Source organism: Lamprocystis purpurea DSM 4197 (assembly GCF_000379525.1).
Lineage (GTDB): Bacteria > Pseudomonadota > Gammaproteobacteria > Chromatiales > Chromatiaceae > Thiodictyon > Thiodictyon purpureum.
Genome location: NZ_KB902553.1, coordinates 66,367 through 83,693, shown reverse-complemented (window position 1 = coordinate 83,693; position 17,327 = coordinate 66,367). Strand labels below are relative to the sequence as shown.

Genomic DNA, 17,327 nt, shown 5'->3' with positions numbered 1-17,327 from the left:
ACTTTCCAAGCCCTGGACACCTGCCGCCGACGCAAGGGGCGCACCCGGTGCCCGGATTAGGACCAACGGAGACCCGATGGACGAGAATCGCAAAAAGGCTTTGGCCGCGGCCCTGACCCAGATCGAAAAGCAATTCGGCAAGGGTTCGGTGATGCGCATGGGCGACGTTGGCGCCGTGCGCAACGTCGATGTCGTCTCCACCGGCTCCCTCGGTCTGGATCTCGCGCTCGGCATCGGCGGACTGCCGCGCGGCCGGGTCGTCGAGATCTACGGGCCGGAATCCTCGGGCAAAACCACCCTCACCCTGCATGTGGTCGCCGAGATCCAGAAGCTCGGCGGCACCGCCGCCTTCGTGGATGCCGAGCACGCGCTGGACCCCGGCTATGCCCAGAAGCTCGGCGTCAATATCGACGAATTGCTGGTCTCGCAGCCCGACACCGGCGAACAGGGGCTGGAGATCACCGACATGCTGGTGCGCTCCGGGGCGGTGGACCTGGTGGTCGTCGACTCGGTCGCGGCCCTGACCCCGAAAGCCGAGATCGAGGGCGAGATGGGCGACTCCCATGTCGGACTGCATGCGCGCCTGATGTCCCAGGCGCTGCGCAAGCTCACCGGCAACATCAATCGCTCGAACTGCCTGGTCATTTTCATCAATCAAATCCGTATGAAAATTGGGGTCATGTTCGGTTCTCCGGAAACCACAACCGGCGGCAATGCCCTCAAGTTCTACGCCTCGGTGCGGCTCGACATCCGCCGCACCGGCAGTATCAAAAAGGGTGACGAGGTCATCGGCAACGAGACCAAGGTCAAGGTGGTCAAGAATAAGGTCGCGCCGCCCTTCAAGCAGGCCGAGTTCGACATCCTCTACGGCGAGGGCATCTCGCGCGAGGGTGAGATCGTCGACCTCGGCGTGGCCGCCGGCATCGTCGACAAATCCGGCGCCTGGTACAGCTATCAGGGCAACCGCATCGGTCAGGGCAAGGACAATGCGCGGATCTTCCTGCGTGAAAACCCGGATCTGGCCAAGACCATCGAGGCCCGGATCCGCGAGCAGATGCTCCCGCGCCCGGTCGATGATGCGCCTGCCGCCGACCCGCTCGAGGCCGCGGAGCTCGAGCCCTGAGCGCGCACGCCCTGACCGCGGCGGATGACGCGCCGACGATCGAGGTCGAATCCCGTGCGCTCAAGCTGCTTGCCGCCCGTGAGCACTCGCGGCTGGAGTTGGAACGCAAGCTCGCGGCCCGCGGCTATGCGACCGCGGTCATTGCCGCGGCACTGGACCGGCTGGTCGCGCACGGGGCGCTCGACGAGGCACGGCTGGCCGAGGTCTATGTGTCCGAGCGGGCGCGCAAAGGCTTTGGTCCGCTGCGCATCCGCGCCGAACTGCGTGACAAGGGCCTTTCGGACGCGGCTATTGATCCCCAGTTACACGCCATGAATGACGCTTGGCCGGCCTTGCTGACGCAGGCCCACGACCGGCGCTTTGGGCCGGCCCCACCGACCGATCATGCCGACCTGGGTCGGCGCGGGCGTTTTCTGGAAAGCCGCGGATTTCCCGCCGAGCTGATCCACCGCCTCCTGCGTCGGCACGACTGACCGATCCGTTTCCGCGGTCCATTCGAGTATCCCACATGACCACCAGTTCCGACCTGCGCGCCAGCTTTATCGACTATTTTGCGCAACAGGGCCATCAGCCGGTCGCCTCCAGCCCGCTGATTCCAGCCAATGATGCCACGCTCCTGTTCACCAACGCCGGCATGGTCCAGTTCAAGGACGCCTTCCTTGGCCGCGAGCGCCGTCCCTATACCCGTGCCGTGACCTCACAGCGGTGCGTGCGCGCCGGCGGCAAGCACAACGACCTGGAGAACGTGGGCTACACCGCCCGCCACCACACCTTCTTCGAGATGCTGGGTAACTTCAGCTTCGGTGACTATTTCAAGCGCGAGGCGATCCACTACGCCTGGGATTATCTGACCCGGGTGCTGCACCTGCCGCCCGAGCGGCTGTGGTTCACCGTTTATACCGAAGACGACGAGGCCGCGTCCATCTGGCTCGACGAGATCAAGGTCGACCCGCAACGCTTCTCGCGCTGCGGCGCCGCGGACAACTTCTGGTCCATGGGCGACACCGGTCCCTGCGGCCCCTGCTCCGAGATCTTCTATGACCACGGCCCGGCGATTGCCGGCGGGCCACCCGGCTCGCCGGACGCGGACGGCGACCGCTACGTGGAGATCTGGAACCTGGTCTTCATGCAGTTCAACCGTGCCGCCGACGGCACCCTGACACCCCTGCCCCGGCCCTCGGTCGACACCGGCATGGGCCTGGAGCGCCTGGCGGCGGTCATGCAGGGGGTGCACAGCAACTACGATATCGATCTGTTCGTGAAGCTGATCGCCGCGGCGGCCGCGATCACCGGGTGCGCGGACCAGGCCGACCAATCCTTGCGCGTCATCGCCGATCACATCCGCTCCACCGCCTTCCTGATCACCGACGGCGTCACCCCCGGTAACGAGGGTCGCGGCTATGTGCTGCGCCGCATCATGCGCCGTGCCATCCGCCACGGGTATCGTCTCGGCTGCACCGCGCCTTTCTTTTATCGGCTGGTCGCGCCCCTGGTCGCCGAAATGGGCGACGCCTATCCCGAACTGCGCACCGCCCAGACTCAAGTTGAGCGGTTGGTGCGACTGGAGGAGGAGCGCTTTGCCGAGACCCTGACCAATGGCATGGGCATCCTCGAGACGGCGATCGCCGGGCTGGCCGACCGCCGCATCCCCGGTGACACGGTCTTCAAACTCTACGATACTTACGGTTTTCCCACGGATCTGACGGCCGATATCGCCCGTGAGCGCGGCCTGACACTCGACCTCGCGGGCTTCGAGCGCGCCATGGATGCGCAGAAAGACCGCGCCCGCGCCGCCAGCCAGTTCGGGGCGGGGCAGGACGTCGCCATCGACATCCAGGGCCAGACCGAATTCTGCGGTTACGACTACCTGCATGAGACCGCCACCGTGGTCGCCCTGTACCGGGACGGCCACTCCTGTGATGCCCTGGATGAGGGCCAGGACGGACTGGTCATCCTCGACCTCACTCCTTTCTACGGCGAATCCGGCGGTCAGGTCGGCGACCGCGGCTGGCTCACCGGAGAGAGCGGGCGCTTCGAGGTGGGCGATACCCAGAAAAAGGCCGAAGGCGTCATCTATCATCTGGGGCGGGTCGTCATCGGCCAGCTGCGGGTCGGCGACAGCGTCGCGGCACAGGTGGATGACACGCGGCGTCATGCCACGGCACTCAACCACTCGGCCACCCATCTGTTACATGCCGCCCTGCGTCAAACCTTGGGTGATCATGTACAGCAAAAGGGCTCACTGGTCGGCCCGGAGCGTCTGCGCTTCGACTTCTCGCACTTCGAACCGGTCACCCGCGCGCAACTGCTCGAGATCGAGCGGCTGGTCAATCGCGAGATCCGCAAGAATCATGTGGTCGAGACCCGGATCATGGATCTGGAGGACGCCAAGGCGACCGGCGCCGCGGCCCTGTTCGGCGAGAAATACGGCGATCAGGTGCGGGTGCTGCGCATGGGCGATTTCTCCACCGAGCTCTGCGGCGGCACGCACGTCAAAGCCGTCGGCGATATCGGCCTGTTCAAGATCGTCGGCGAGGGCGGCATCGCCTCCGGCGTGCGGCGCATCGAGGCCATGACCGGCGCCGGCGCGCTGGACTGGGTGGAGGCGGATGAGGACCGGGTGCTGCGCCTGGCCGGGCTGCTCAAGGGCGGACGCGAGGATCTGGACGATCGGGTCGCGACCCTCATCGAGCGCGGCCGCTCCTTGGAAAAAGAGCTGGATCAGATCAAGTCGCGGCTGGCGAGTTCGGCCGGCAAGGATCTCGCCTCTCAGGCGGTGGCGGTCGGCGCGGTCAAGGTCCTGGCCGCGCGGATCGACGGCGTCGATCCCAAGGCGCTGCGCGAGACCCTGGATCAGATCAAGGATCAACTCGGCTCCGCGGTCGTCGTCCTGGCCAGCACGGCGGACGGCAAGGTGAGTCTGGCGGCCGGCGTCACCAAGGACCTGACCGATCGGCTCAAGGCCGGCGACCTGATCCGCGAGGTGGCCGCCAAAGTCGGCGGCAAGGGCGGCGGACGGCCCGACATGGCGCAGGCCGGCGGGACCGACCCCGCGGGTCTGCCGGCGGCCTTGGGGCTGGTGGAAGAGTGGGTCCGGCAGCGGCTGGCCTGACGTCCAGGATCAGCCGCCACAAAATTCTTTAAATCATGATGCTAGCAGCCTGTCGGACTTTAGGCGACTTCCGAATAAGGCGCTATCAAGAATCAAGCTCCGTAGGAGCCCGCTTGCGGGCGACGTGACCTGCCGGAATCGCGTCATTGTGCCCCCACCCGTCGCCCGCAAGCGGGCTCCTACGGGTTGGATTTCTCGCGGAAATCACCTTACGTTAGATTATGGAGCAACAAAAAGCCTTTATGTTGACTCATGCCCTCATCCTAGGGGCTAAGTCCGACAGGCTGCTAGAATGACTCATTTCCCATTGCAGTAGAGATTTTGATGGCTTTGATCGTACAGAAATATGGCGGCACCTCGGTCGCCAACAGCGAGCGCATCCGCGCCGTCGCTGACCGCGTCAAGCGCTGGCGCGACCAGGGCAACCAGGTCGTGGTGGTGGTCTCCGCCATGTCCGGTGAGACCGACCGGCTGATCGGGCTGGCAAAGCAGGTCCAGGAGCAACCGCTGCCGCGGGAACTGGACGTGCTGCTCTCGACCGGCGAGCAGGTCACCATCGCCCTGCTGACGATGGCGCTGGATGCCCAGGGCTGCCCGGCGCGCTCCTACACCGGCGCTCAGGTTCACATCCTGACCGACAGCACCCACAACAAGGCGCGCATCCGCGATATCGACGCGGCCCGCGTGCGCGCCGACCTGGATGCCGGCCGGGTGGTGGTCATCGCCGGGTTCCAGGGCATCGATGCGCAGGGCAATATCACGACACTCGGGCGCGGCGGCTCTGATACTTCAGCGGTCGCCATCGCGGCCGCCATCAAAGCCGATGAGTGCCAGATTTACACCGATGTGGACGGCGTCTACACCACTGACCCGCGTGTCGAACCCAAGGCGCGCAAGCTCGATCGCATCACCTTCGAAGAGATGCTGGAGATGGCGAGTCTCGGCTCCAAGGTCCTGCAGATCCGCTCGGTGGAATTCGCCGGGAAATATCGGGTCCCATTACGCGTGCTCTCCAGTTTCGATGAGGGCGCGGGCACGCTGATCACATTTGAGGAAGACACCGTGGAAGACGCCAAGATCGCCGGCATCGCCTTCAGCCGAGACGAGGCTAAATTGACCGTCCTGGGCGTGCCGGATCAGCCCGGCGTCGCCCACAAGATTCTCGGGCCGATCGCCGATGCCAACATTGAAGTCGACATGATCGTCCAGAACATTGCACCGGATGAGACCACCACCGACTTCACCTTCACGGTGCACCGCAACGACTTCGACCGCGCCCTGGACTGCCTCAACAAGACGGCCGCGACGCTGGCCGCACGTCAGGTACTCGGCGACAAGCGCATCGTCAAGATCTCGCTGGTGGGCGTGGGGATGCGCAACCATGCCGGCATCGCCAGCACCATGTTCGGCGCCCTGGCACGCGAGGGGATCAACATCCGCATGATCTCCACCTCCGAGATCAAAATCTCGGTCGTCGTCGATGAAAAATATCTGGAACTCGGGGTGCGCTGCCTGCACGATGCCTTCGAACTCGACCGCCCGAATCAGGCGGGCTGATCCGTTGGCGCGGGCGGTGCAGGACGCACGTCACGATTTTCATGGCCTAAAATAATTTATTTGGCTGAGAGATGTCATGGAATTGCAGCAAAAGCTTGGGCTCAGCCTAAGCTATTGTTAGAATCCCAAGTGGGGGTTGTGCACCCCCTGCTTGGTCTGGGTGTGGTTGGTGCCCGCGCAACCGGGCGCGGATGATTGCCGCGGTTACGTTCGGGCGCACCACGTATGTCGGATAAAGGAACGAAGGGAGAAAGCAACGATGTTGATCTTAACTCGCCGTGTCGGCGAGACCCTTATGATTGGTGACGAAGTCACCGTGACAGTCCTTGGCGTAAAAGGTAACCAAGTCCGCATCGGCGTCAACGCCCCGCGGGACGTCGCCGTGCATCGCGAGGAGATCTACGAACGCATCAAACGCGAGCAAGCGGAAGCTGGTCACGGGCCCGCGCCCGGCACCAGCGAAGAGGCCGCCGCGCCAGAGTAACTGGTAAGCGAACTCTGACCGCGCTATAATATCGGACTCGTATCTTGCGAGTCCGATAAGCTCGGTCGGCGATGGTTCTGATCATCAGGAATCCACCGCAGCCGCAGGATTTATCCCACAAGGAGACAGCAGAACACTCCGTCGCTGCTGGTCGCAAAGCAGTGGTTACCGCGTTGGTTCGAAGATTTTTTGGAGAGATGGCCGAGCGGCTGAAGGCGCTCCCCTGCTAAGGGAGTATGGGTCAAAAGCCCATCGAGGGTTCGAATCCCTCTCTCTCCGCCATTTTTAACGGTACTGATACCCCCCTGCCCAACCGAACCCCTCCCGCGCCGGACGCTGGCCGCGATGCCTGGTGTGCCGGGCAGCAATTCCAAGTTTGGGCAGCATCGCGCGACCCCTGTGCCGGGTCCCTGACACCGAGCGGCGCGCCGGCCTTGATCGTAATCCCGGCCAGCGGCGTGCGTAGTCAGGGCTTCCAGCCCTGAGGATGTCAGGCCAGGATGGCCTGACTACGCACCCGGCGAGTCCAAGTGGCCGGAATCTTGATCGAGGCCGGCGCGCCTTATCCAACCGACAACGCAGCCGGTTTCGTAGGGTGGGTAAGCGCAGCGCATCCACCATCGGTCCCGCCGACGGCGCCATGCCGGTTACTGCCGCCCAAAGTCGAAACGACCGGCGCGCGTCCTGGTTCACACAAGATCACCGCCTGCCGCTGTATACTCCATCAAGAACAGCGCAAGAGGAGTCCTTTCGCCCTTGATCGACGCAACCGCCGTTGGCTGAGTCGAGGCTTAAGGCATCCGCTCCGTCCGTCCGTCCGAATTTCGTGAAAGTCCGTCGGAAATCGGACCCGCGGCCTGACGGATGGAGGTAGAGTTATGATAGGAAAGGTATTCCCTGACTTTCTCCAGATCCAAAATGGATGATGGTGATGTCGAACTGCACAGAGGCCTTATCGCGCCACGACGCCGGCAGCTTGCCTGTTGTCGCGTCGTTGCGCCAGTCTTCCTGGAGGAAACAGCGACCCGCGCGTCCGTTCCGCCATCGACCTGCGCTGCTCCCTGACAGCCAGGGTTTCTCACTCCTGGAAGTCCTGGTCGCGGTCATCGTGCTCGCGGTTGGGCTTCTCGGAATCGCCGCCCTGCAAGTCTCTGTTTTGAAATCCAACGACAGCAGCCGATTTCGCAGTATCGCCAGCTTTGCCATTACCGACCTGATCGATCGGGTGCGTGCGGACCCAACCGCGCTCCTCACCGACTTGAAGGCGTCCATCCTTCAAGGGACCTGCGGCAAGGCTGAGGACGATGGCGAAGGCGACGAGGAAACAACGCCACTCAGCCGGTGGGAGCGGGATTTCTGTGCGCTGGGATTGCCGCTGCCCGCACCCGGCGCGAAATCGAAACCGGTGGATGGGCTGACGAGGGACTCGGACAATGCGATGGAGATCGATTGCAAGACGGCCGGGGACTGCGGGGTCGGAAACTGCGAGATTATCGTCCGCTGGGATGACTCACGCAGCGATCCCAGAAGCGCGTCTAAGAGCAAGACGCCTATCAACACAGCCTTTCGCGTCTGCACGCGCCTGCCGGTGCTTTAGCCGGCACGGCCTTGGCTAAACCGACGTCAGGTGGCAACGAGTCCGGATGTTCACTTTGGGGCATATGCCGATGATCCGTTCTCCCCGCACAGCATTGGTGGGTCGACCCGGCCGCACCCAGGCACGGAACTGTCGGTCGCCGCGGCCCGCGCGCGGACTGTCACTGATCGAAGTGCTGGTCGCGATGGTGCTCGGACTCTTCCTCCTCGCCGGGATCATCCAGGTGATGGTGTCCGCCCGCACCGCCTATCGGCTGGCCGAAGCCCAAGCCCGGACTCAGGAAAACGGCCGCTACGCGATGCAGTTCCTGGCCCGCGAGCTGCGCCCCAGTCGGAGCCCTGCTTGCCGCAATATCGCACACGACGAGTTCGAAGGGACATTAAACGTGCTCGCCTGTTCGCTGCTGGCTGACGTCGACAACTGCACCGGCAAGGCAAAGATCGGCACCAAGGTACCGCTCGGCTATAGCCCATCGGCCACACCGGGGAAGGCCGCGAGCGCACTGGCTGGTCTCACCGCGAAGGCCCAGACCGCGGTCGGCGAGCGCTGGCTGCGCGGTGATGTGCTGGTCTCCTGGGGCACCTTCGGCGAAGGTTTCTATGCACAGAATCGCACGATCAAAGAAAAAACCCCAGAGGCCCTTCAGAAGGCACTCACAGATCCCATTACGCTTATTAGCGGGGTCACGCCCGGTGATGTCAAGGCCGCAGGGATCACGGCCGGCGGTCTGGCGCTGATCACCGACTGCGAGACAACTGATCTATTTGTGGTGTCGAGCGATGAGGATGACGATGATCTGCCGATACTACCACTTGGTCTTGATCCAGACCTGAATATGGCCTTGACCAAATTACAGGGCAGCACACTGGGCATCGGCAAGACGATCCGCCCCCGCGTCTTTCCTTTCGATTTCAAAGTTTACTTTATCTGCTGCGTCAACAAGCAAAACGGCAATCTTCAAGGCGGCGGCGTCGGCAACGCCTACAACTGCATCACGGACCCCGTGACATACCGGCCATCCTTGTGTCGCTGGTCTGCTTCAGCGGGGGATACCCAATCGCTGACCATGGACGTGGCCGACCTGCGCGTCACCTACGACGGCCAAGACGGCGCGACCCGGTTCAGCGAGCCCCCGGCGACGGTGACCGCGAATAACCACTGGGGCCGCGTCGCCAGCGCACGGATCGAACTCCTGGTGACAAGCGATGACGAGGTACGCAGGGCGGATACGCTGCCGGCGCTGGCTGCCCCGAACAGCCCGCGCGACCTGGGCCAGGACCTGAAAGCCGATCGGCGCCTGTATGAAGCCTTCAATGCGACCGTCGCCATTCGCTCACTGGCCCCCTGGTATCCTCCTGCAGAGTGATCGCAATGCTCCAGCACCCAACGCTGCCCTCGACCCGAAGCCGACCCTGGACCAGGGCCGCCCTGCCGGGCAACCGCCGCACGGCGGTAACCGCGACGACCGGCACCCCGGCCGTGCTCATCGTTCCGGCCAAGCGGCAGCGCGGTACCGTGTTAGTCGTCGGTTTGCTGATCCTGGTCGTGATGATGCTGCTTGGGTTGAACAGTATGCAAACCTCCGTTCTCGAAGAACTGATGGCCGGCCAGTCGAAGCAGCAGAACACCGCTTTTCACGCCGCGGAGGCGGGAATGCAAGCCGCTTTGAGTTACCTCGCGGCGCTGCGCAAACCCCCGATGGTGACCGCGAGCGGGACTGCGCATGTGTGGCCGGGTTGCCAGGTAGCGGATACCAGTTGCGCTTCGACCATTCCCGGCATCATCGCGTCATGGAAGAACTTCGACCCCGACACCGAGGGAGCGGAACTTGAGGGCAAGGCCATGAGCGACTTGGATGACGTCGACTGGAGCATGAATGCCGCGGAGGTGGAACCGCATTTCGTGATCGAATCCCGCTATGCCCAACCGCTGGAGTTCGAGGACGCCGCCAAACGCAAGGGCTACCACTTTTTCACCGTCGCGGCGGTCGGGCTCGACCCCGGCACCAACTCCGGGGCGGTGTTGCAGTCCACCATCACCAAACTCTTTCCGTGACCCGCAATGACCGGTTCAGAGGATCGCATCATGTTGAATCAGCGGCTCTTCAATTCACAGACGCGCCCGCGCCGCTTGACGCGACCCCACCGCCGGGGTCTGAGCAGGTGGCAGGCCGCGTTGCTCTGTCTCTTCACCGCCTTGGCGGCGGGAGCGCTTCCGGCCGCCTCGGATAACACGGTCGACATCGCCGGCGCCCCCGTCTTCTTGTTGTCCGGCACGCCGCCGAATGTGATTTTGACGATCGATAATTCCAAGAGCATGAATAAGGCGTTTCTGCCCGATGATATCTGGGGCACCGGTGATTTACAGCCGCCACCCAGAATCGACCGGCAGGATACGGCGGCGCTCACCAATCGTCAATACTATGACCCGGCGGTGACCTATCTTCCCCCATTGAACGTGAAAGGAAGAAGCGTGGGTCATGCGCGTTTCGAGAAGGCGCGAGTGGATGCGCTTGCGGGTTTTGCCGAATGTGCGGGCTGCGTGGAGGGCAACTTCGACAACTGCGATGAAACATGCCCCAGCATAGGCAGCGGATGCACACTGCATCTCGGTCAGCACTACGCACCGGTGTGGAACCTGACGCCTTCAAACGGTGAAGCGTGCAAAGATTGGGCCGCGGATTCAATCAGCCCAAAAAATAGGTACTCGGCGGATGTTGATCACCTGGATTTCGAGAGCTTCAAAAAAGAGAAGGGTTTGGAAGGGTACGACCTTGGTGCCGCATGGGCCTGGCGCTGCGTTAAAGAGAAGAATGACTGCCCGGCATTCTACTATCGTTACAAACTGTCCGCCGCAGGCGAAGAACCGAACCCCACGTGCGCTGCACTTGACCTTCAGCGGATATCAGCGAACGAGGTCCCATCCGAGTGTCTTGAACGGGTGATCGTCGGCGAAATCAGCGATCTGAGCGTGATTCTCGACAAGAACAAGACAAATATCTATCCGGATGTACTGCGCGACCGCCAGGCCAAGCTCAAAGACCCGGATGAAGCGCTCACCGAAGGTGACCTGGCACGACGAAATTTCGCCAACTGGTTCAGTTATTATCGTACCCGCCTGCTCGCCACACAGACCGCCGTGAGTCGTGTCATGGCCGGATTTCCGGAGCGTATGCGGCTGGGGTATCAGGGCTCCATTCAAGGTCAGTATAAAGAAGGCGAGATCGCTTACGATAATTTGGCCGCGACGTTCGCCCGTTATGAGCCCGACCCACGACCCGACGCACCGTCCCAGAAAACCTCCAAGCTGAATTTCTATCAATGGCTCTATCCAACACGCACCCTGGATAGTACTTTTATGCTCAGTGCCGCACTGCGCGCCCATGAGTTCTGCAGTTCAGAACAGGCTTATCTGGATTACCCGCAAGCAGAGCCCGACTCGCTCACCAATCGGGAGTATGGGTGTCGCAAGAACTTCCATGTCATCTTCACCGACGGTTTCTGGGAGGACTTGATGCCGAAGAAGACGCCTCCCCCACGCGGATTCGATCCACCAGCATGGCTGGAGAACAACGACGGCGAGAAAAAAGACTTGCCGCCGCCAAGCCAGCAGTCGTATGCCCAAACGCAAGGCATCACCCAGTACGATCCAGCAGCGGACTACGCCAGGATTTTCCAGGACCAGAATAGGGGTATGCTGGCGGACGTTGCCTTCTATTCCTGGATCACCGACTTGAGGCCCGATCTCGGCATCGTCGAGCACGCCGTGCCAACCTTGATCCGGGCGGTGTCCGGTACCCCGGAAGAGATCTTTTGGAATCCGCTGAATGACCCGGCGGACTGGCAGCATCTCAACACGTTCACGGTCGGCTTCGGTGTTGCAGGCAACGTGCACTATCCAGACGGCGACTACGAGACCAATCCTGATGGCAGCCCGTGCACGAATCCGGACGGTACCCCCTGTACGATCTTCAAGAACGGCTTCCCAGGCGAGTATGATGCCATCAGCCTGGACGCAACGGGAGCATGGACGTCCAAGAAAATCCCGGTTCCGGTCAAGGTCGACGACACTTGGCATGCCGGAATCAACGGCCGCGGCGGCTACCTGAATGCGGGCGACCCCAGTGAGCTGGCAACACGCTTCCAGGAGGTCTTGAATCTCATCGGCACCATGGCGAAAGACAGTTCCGCCGCCGCTGCCGCGGTCAATACCGGCAGCACCGCGAGTCAGGACGTGGTTTATCAGGCCAGGTTGAATTCGGCGGGATGGAGCGGTGATATCCGCTCCTTCCAGGTCTCTGCCGGCTTGGGCAATCCGCCCTGTGCAGCGCTGGAGGTCGTGCCCGGACAACTCTGTCAGGATCCGGCCAGCGGGGATTACTACCGGTCAGCAGCGGACGCCATCCGCGAAGAAACGCACAACACACGACTGATCATCACCGCCGCGCCGTCAAAGACAACGAACGACCAGGAGGGAGTCCCATTCAGTTGGGACAATTTGTCGGATAGCGGGAAGCTCGATTTTCTCAAAGGCGCCGGATTCACAGGTAAGGATCCAACAACAGCCACTGACGAGCAGGAGCTGGAGGCGAAAGCACGACTGGATTATGTGGCCGGCGACAAGACCTACGAGGTCGATGGCGAACTCTACCGATTCCGGACCCGCCCGCTGCTGCCGGTCCCGAACAAGGTCGCGGCATGCAAAGACCCGACGAGCAATCCCACGGCCTGCACGAACCTGCTTGGTGATTTTATCAACTCGGCGCCGGTCATGGTCGGACCGCCCGCTTTCTATTACAACGCGACGGACTATATCGCCTACAAGGAAAAGCACCGGGATCGCGTCACACTGGTCTATGCCGGCGCGAATGACGGCATGCTCCATGCGTTCTATGCCGACACGCTCGAAGAGGCATTCGCCTTTATCCCACCGGTCCTCATGGAGCATGAGAATGTCCGTGACCCTCTGAAGCGGCGGGGGCTGCACCAACTGAGCCTAACGGAGTATACACACCAGAACTATGTGGATGGCCCCATCGCCATCGGCGATGTCCGGTTCAGCGACACGGGCTGGCACACGATGCTCGTCGGCACACTCGGACTAGGAGCCCAGGCGCTCTACGCCCTGGACGTCACGGATGCGCCCCCCACCGCGGTCAACCTCGAGTTGGATGCCAAAAAGCTGTTTCAATGGGAGTTCACCGACCGCGGTGACGGTGACCCGGACCTGGGCTACATCTTTGGACGCCCGGCCATTGTTCGCGTTCGCGCGGAGTTGGGGGGGCCACCGGCGAACCCATCTGGGTGGTCATTACCGGCAACGGCTACAACAGTTCCGAGGATGACGGGAGTCGCGCCAAGGGCTGCGATGCGCCGGGTCAGGATCAGGCCGGCAAGGCCCCTTGTGGACAGGCGGTGCTCTATGTCATTGCGATGGATGACGGGCGAGTGATCAAGAAGATTGAAACCGGGGTCGGGCGCCGGAATGACCCGCTGAATCCGTCAGACGACCCGAGCAAGCAGCGTTCAAATGCCTTGGGGCAAGCCACTGTCGTCACCAGTTCGATCGAGAGCGGCGATATCGTTGCTGATTTTGCGTACGCGGCCGATCTGTTCGGCAACCTTTACCGCTTCGACCTCACCGGAGACAGCGAAGAACCGGAAGTCCGTACGCTGTTCTCCGCCGTCGATGCCAAGGGAATTGCCCAACCGATCACCGCCCCGATCGCGGTGGCCCGTCACCCGCTGGGTCTGGGCACTCTTGTCCTGTTCGGTACCGGAAAATATCTTGATCTCGCCGACATCGAAGCGAACCCAGAACCGCAGGTTCAGAGCTTTTACGCCATCTGGGATATCGGGTCGAACACCCAGACAGCGGTAGGCCGCGACAAGCTCTTAGAGCAGGAGTTCCTGGAAACCAATCTCCGCATGACCACCGACGAAGGCGAGGAAGTCACCCGCGGCCGGACCAGTACGGCGAAGTCGATCGATTGGTCCAAGCACCTAGGTTGGTATATCGACTTCGACATCGAAAAGGACACTGTCGCCGGCCTTAACAAGGGTGAACGGGTGGTCACCGAACCTGATGTGCAGGGCGGGCGGGTGATCTTTGTCAGCCTGGTTCCGGAGACCAACCCCTGTGCGGGCGGCGGCTATAGTTGGATCACTGCCTTGGATGTGCGCAATGGCAGCCGCCTCGGGATCACCCCCTTCGACTTCGACCTCGACGGAACAATCGGTGAAGCGGACCTGCTGACGACGAGCGACGGGGGCAAGGTCGTGGGCAGCAGCGTACGGTTGACACCCGGCGGCAGGAACACGGGCATCTACTCCTCACCGTCCAGCTTCGGCGACGGTGCAGGTCGGGTCACAACGGTGGTCTCCACCTCCGAAGGCGACTTGGCACTGATCAACGCCGCCGACATCCAAGCTTGGCGCGTCTGGCAGCAATTGCGCTAGTGGGACGTTGCGGCAACAGTGCTAAATTTAGGTGGCCGCCGCCGGCGGCGTGCCGGCGGCAAGGCTCATGGTGGAGACGGTGCAATTATCGCCTTGGTACCTGAGATCCGGACAGATCCTTGGCGTAGGGGGCGGGTTTGAAACCCGCCCCTACGTCCGGTTATAGCGTTCGCACCTGATATCCAGACAGACTTTCGTGTAGGGGCGGGGTTGAAACCCGCCCCTACGTCCGGTTATCACGTCCGAAGCTATATTTACTCTGCGAAATCAGCTCCGCTGACGGGTGGATAAGGCGCGTCGCTCGGTGTCAGTGACCCGAGACGACAACGACAACGATCGTATTTGTTGTCTAACTTAAACCGCGTCCGGCGCGAAATGCGCAATTTTCATTGTGTGTTCGGCCTTGGGGATTCAACCAACCTCGGTGGAGACGCGGTTTAAAATTGATGCTCTTCAAGACTTTAAACCGCGCCAACTCCATCAATCGTCGAGTCTGCCGGGGCCGAGCCAATCCAACAAACATCGCATACCGCGCTGGGGGCGGTTTAGTTCTGACACGCGACTAAGGCGCGGTGCGCGACGCGCGTCCCCGACACAGCCGCAGCGCACCAAGGCCAAAGCCCAACAGGACGAGCGTGCCAGGCACCGGAACGTCACCTCTGGTACCGAAGATTTTGATGGTCATCGGCGCATAGACGAGGTCCGGCAAATCCTGATCGACACCGTTCCAGATGGACTCGTATAGCCGGAACTCTATCATATCGCTGACGCTGATCGTCTTATCAACCAAATCGATCGCATAGAACACGAAAGAAACCGGCGTTGGTAAGGTGTTTCCCATGGCGTACCAGGTGTCACCCTTGACAAATCCGCTGAACAGCCCCTGCTGCACCGCGTCGTTGCCTCCCACGCCGATCTGTATCATCGCCTCAACCATTTGCGTGTCAGCCGCGTCGTTGGACCACTCCCACACCGGCGCTGCTCCAACGCCCTGCATCACGCCCTCCTTACCACTGCCCAGAGCGGTCGGAGGATCGACCTGCGTCATGCTGATTTCGATCCTGTCCAGGACAAAGGATCCCAGTGCACCAGGGCTGGTCCAAGTGATGACACTATTATTCGGATCGTTTGCGCCGCCCCAACCGAACAGGGTATTTCCATTCGGCACAGGCGAATCCTCGCCGTCAGCCGGACACCCGGCCCCCCCCGCATTGGTGCAGTGGCCAGCAAAGGTGTTGTAGGCTTCGACGCCGGCGACGCTACCCCACTCGATCCTGGCGATTTCGACTGCGACCGCTGAGGCGCGCTCGGAGGTCAGCATCATGGCGCCTATCAGCGCACACAATGCGACTCGGACTCCAGTGGAGCGGCCGGGAACCTGGCTGACATGTTCGGCCTGCATCATCTGAGAACTCCTGGAAGATCTGAACGAGCGCTCGCTCGCCCCGGAAATCGAGCATTGATGAGTTTAATGCAAAAATGGCGCCAAGTTTTAAAACCCAATAGATAACATAATGCTATCTCTCACCGATTGCTGTCATCCTGAGGATGGCGCGTGCAGGTGTAAAAAACACTGACACAGGTCATGCAGCCGGTATCGACCCCCGGCGGCACAGTCGGTGACATCAACGCACGACGGGGGCCTGACGAAGAACCGCCGACGGATCCCTCCAGACTGCGACACGCGTTTGCGAGATTGAAGCGCTGCCCCAATAATCGACAAAATTGAAGCGACTCATCCCTGGACGCGCCGGTATATAGCCTTCGGACGTGATAACCGGACGTAGGGGCGGGTTTCAAACCCGCCCCTACACGAAGGTCCGTCTGGATATCAGGTGTGAACGCTATATGCGGGTTTTCCGACTGGATCTCGGGCGGATGTCCGGGATCGGACGTCCGACTCTCCCCCGTGCCCTGCCCTTAACGTTACGCTGAGTAAGATTGCATGCAGCAAGCGACCGAACCCACCCACGGTGCTACTTGCACCATCGCCGACGTCCAGGGGAGCGCGGACACCCGTCGCATCGCCATTGATAAGGTTGGCATCAAGGATATCCGCCACCCAGTCCGTGTCAAGGATCGCGGCGGGGTGGAACAGCATACGGTAGCCACCTTCAACATGTACGTGTACCTGCCGCACAACTTCAAGGGCACGCACATGTCGCGTTTCGTGCAGGTGTTGAACAGCCAGGAGCGGGAACTGAGCGTCGACTCCTTCAAGGACATGCTCAAGGAGATGTCCTGCCGCCTGGAATCCGCGGCCGGGCACATCGAGATGCGCTTCCCCTTCTTCGTCAACAAGCGCGCCCCGGTCAGCGGTGTGGAAAGCTTGCTGGACTATGAAGTGACCTTTATCGGCGAGGTCCGCGACGGCGAGCCGAGCCTGGCGATCAAGGTGCTGGTGCCGGTGACCAGTCTGTGCCCCTGCTCCAAGGAGATTTCAGCCTACGGCGCCCACAACCAGCGCTCCCATGTGACGGTGCAGGTGCGCACCCAAGGGTTCATCTGGATCGAGGAGATCATCGAGTTGGTCGAGCGGGAGGCGTCCGCCGAGCTGTACGGCCTGCTCAAACGGCCCGACGAGAAGTTCGTGACCGAGCGCGCCTACAACAACCCGAAATTCGTCGAGGACATGGTGCGTGATGTCGCCACCCGCCTGAATGAGGATGAGCGGATCGCGGCCTATGTGGTGGAGGCGGAGAACTTCGAGTCGATCCACAACCACTCCGCCTATGCCCTGATCGAGCGCGACAAGGAGGCCGAGGCACGCATCGCGGAGGCGTCGTTGTGACTCAGAAATTTATTAGGTAACGAATCCGATCGTTGTCGTTGTCGTTGTCGTAATCGTAATCGAAAGAGCAATTCACCTAGCAGCCTGTCGGACTTAGCCCCTAGGATTAAGGTATGAGTCAACATAAAGGCTTTTTGTTGCTCCACAATCTAACGTAAGGTGATTTCCGCGAAAAATCCAACCCGTAGGAGCCCGCTTGCGGGCG

At 61.7% G+C, this 17,327-nt stretch carries 12 protein-coding genes, 1 tRNA gene and 1 pseudogene; 13 read left to right on the top strand and 1 reads right to left on the bottom strand.

The window, feature by feature from the left end; genetic code table 11:
• The first annotated feature begins 76 nt into the window (after positions 1 to 76).
• The 12 genes and pseudogenes from recA to A39O_RS43015 all read left to right on the top strand — a co-directional run bounded on the left by recA (position 77) and on the right by A39O_RS43015 (position 14,331).
• Positions 77 to 1,123: a recombinase RecA gene (gene recA / locus A39O_RS0128690; protein WP_020508097.1), complete on the top strand. Its 1,047-nt coding sequence runs from the start codon at positions 77 to 79 to the stop codon at positions 1,121 to 1,123.
• Entirely contained in the window at positions 1,120 to 1,596 is a 477-nt protein-coding gene (locus tag A39O_RS0128685; protein ID WP_407635666.1) for a regulatory protein RecX, read from the top strand. The genes recA and A39O_RS0128685 overlap by 4 nt, the downstream gene beginning before the upstream one ends.
• 35 nt (positions 1,597 to 1,631) lie before the next feature.
• Positions 1,632 to 4,235 carry an alanine--tRNA ligase gene (gene alaS / locus A39O_RS0128680; protein WP_020508095.1) on the top strand — a complete coding sequence of 868 codons (2,604 nt, stop codon included), beginning with the start codon at positions 1,632 to 1,634 and terminating at the stop codon, positions 4,233 to 4,235.
• A 324-nt stretch (positions 4,236 to 4,559) separates the two neighbouring features.
• Entirely contained in the window at positions 4,560 to 5,792 is a 1,233-nt protein-coding gene (locus A39O_RS0128675; protein WP_020508094.1) for an aspartate kinase, read from the top strand.
• A gap of 259 nt (positions 5,793 to 6,051) precedes the next feature.
• Positions 6,052 to 6,276 carry a carbon storage regulator CsrA gene (csrA, locus tag A39O_RS0128670; protein ID WP_026199821.1) on the top strand — a complete coding sequence of 75 codons (225 nt, stop codon included), beginning with the start codon at positions 6,052 to 6,054 and terminating at the stop codon, positions 6,274 to 6,276.
• Between the two features lie 191 nt (positions 6,277 to 6,467).
• Positions 6,468 to 6,558: transfer RNA gene (locus A39O_RS0128665), tRNA-Ser, on the top strand.
• A 640-nt stretch (positions 6,559 to 7,198) separates the two neighbouring features.
• Positions 7,199 to 7,873 (top strand): type IV pilus modification protein PilV, encoded by a 675-nt coding sequence (pilV, locus tag A39O_RS37250; protein ID WP_020508092.1) that lies wholly within the window; start codon positions 7,199 to 7,201, stop codon positions 7,871 to 7,873.
• A gap of 46 nt (positions 7,874 to 7,919) precedes the next feature.
• Positions 7,920 to 8,081: pseudogene (locus tag A39O_RS43740) on the top strand (prepilin-type N-terminal cleavage/methylation domain-containing protein); the annotation flags it as partial.
• Between the two features lie 18 nt (positions 8,082 to 8,099).
• Entirely contained in the window at positions 8,100 to 9,239 is a 1,140-nt protein-coding gene (locus A39O_RS0128655; protein ID WP_245562007.1) for a PilW family protein, read from the top strand.
• A 5-nt stretch (positions 9,240 to 9,244) separates the two neighbouring features.
• Complete coding sequence (locus tag A39O_RS37245) at positions 9,245 to 9,928, top strand: pilus assembly PilX family protein (RefSeq protein WP_020508090.1); 684 nt, start codon at positions 9,245 to 9,247, stop codon at positions 9,926 to 9,928.
• A 6-nt stretch (positions 9,929 to 9,934) separates the two neighbouring features.
• A complete protein-coding gene (locus A39O_RS43425) occupies positions 9,935 to 13,324 on the top strand; it encodes a pilus assembly protein (RefSeq protein WP_051088906.1) in 3,390 nt (1,129 codons plus the stop codon).
• Positions 13,288 to 14,331: a pilus assembly protein gene (locus A39O_RS43015; protein WP_169338505.1), complete on the top strand. Its 1,044-nt coding sequence runs from the start codon at positions 13,288 to 13,290 to the stop codon at positions 14,329 to 14,331. The genes A39O_RS43425 and A39O_RS43015 overlap by 37 nt, the downstream gene beginning before the upstream one ends.
• A 562-nt stretch (positions 14,332 to 14,893) precedes the next feature.
• Here A39O_RS43015 and A39O_RS0128630 read toward each other — a convergent pair.
• On the bottom strand, positions 14,894 to 15,736 hold the full coding sequence (locus A39O_RS0128630; protein WP_020508088.1) for a PEP-CTERM sorting domain-containing protein: 843 nt from the start codon (positions 15,734 to 15,736) through the stop codon (positions 14,894 to 14,896).
• A gap of 540 nt (positions 15,737 to 16,276) precedes the next feature.
• Here A39O_RS0128630 and folE2 point away from each other — a divergent pair.
• Positions 16,277 to 17,122, top strand: a complete 846-nt coding sequence (gene folE2, locus A39O_RS0128625; RefSeq protein ID WP_020508087.1) for a GTP cyclohydrolase FolE2 — start codon at positions 16,277 to 16,279, stop codon at positions 17,120 to 17,122.
• Positions 17,123 to 17,327: the final 205 nt, after the last annotated feature.

Excerpts from the sequence above, each read along its gene's own strand:
- recA (WP_020508097.1), top strand. The coding sequence starts at position 77 with ATGGACGAGAATCGCAAAAAGGCTTTGGCCGCGGCCCTGACCCAGATC.
- csrA (WP_026199821.1), top strand. The coding sequence starts at position 6,052 with ATGTTGATCTTAACTCGCCGTGTCGGCGAGACCCTTATGATTGGTGAC.
- A39O_RS0128655 (WP_245562007.1), top strand. The coding sequence starts at position 8,100 with ATGGTGTCCGCCCGCACCGCCTATCGGCTGGCCGAAGCCCAAGCCCGG.
- A39O_RS37245 (WP_020508090.1), top strand. The coding sequence starts at position 9,245 with ATGCTCCAGCACCCAACGCTGCCCTCGACCCGAAGCCGACCCTGGACC.
- folE2 (WP_020508087.1), top strand. The coding sequence starts at position 16,277 with ATGCAGCAAGCGACCGAACCCACCCACGGTGCTACTTGCACCATCGCC.
- A39O_RS0128630 (WP_020508088.1), bottom strand. The coding sequence starts at position 15,736 with ATGATGCAGGCCGAACATGTCAGCCAGGTTCCCGGCCGCTCCACTGGA.
- alaS (WP_020508095.1), top strand. The coding sequence starts at position 1,632 with ATGACCACCAGTTCCGACCTGCGCGCCAGCTTTATCGACTATTTTGCG.
- pilV (WP_020508092.1), top strand. The coding sequence starts at position 7,199 with ATGATGGTGATGTCGAACTGCACAGAGGCCTTATCGCGCCACGACGCC.
- A39O_RS43425 (WP_051088906.1), top strand. The coding sequence starts at position 9,935 with ATGACCGGTTCAGAGGATCGCATCATGTTGAATCAGCGGCTCTTCAAT.
- A39O_RS0128675 (WP_020508094.1), top strand. The coding sequence starts at position 4,560 with ATGGCTTTGATCGTACAGAAATATGGCGGCACCTCGGTCGCCAACAGC.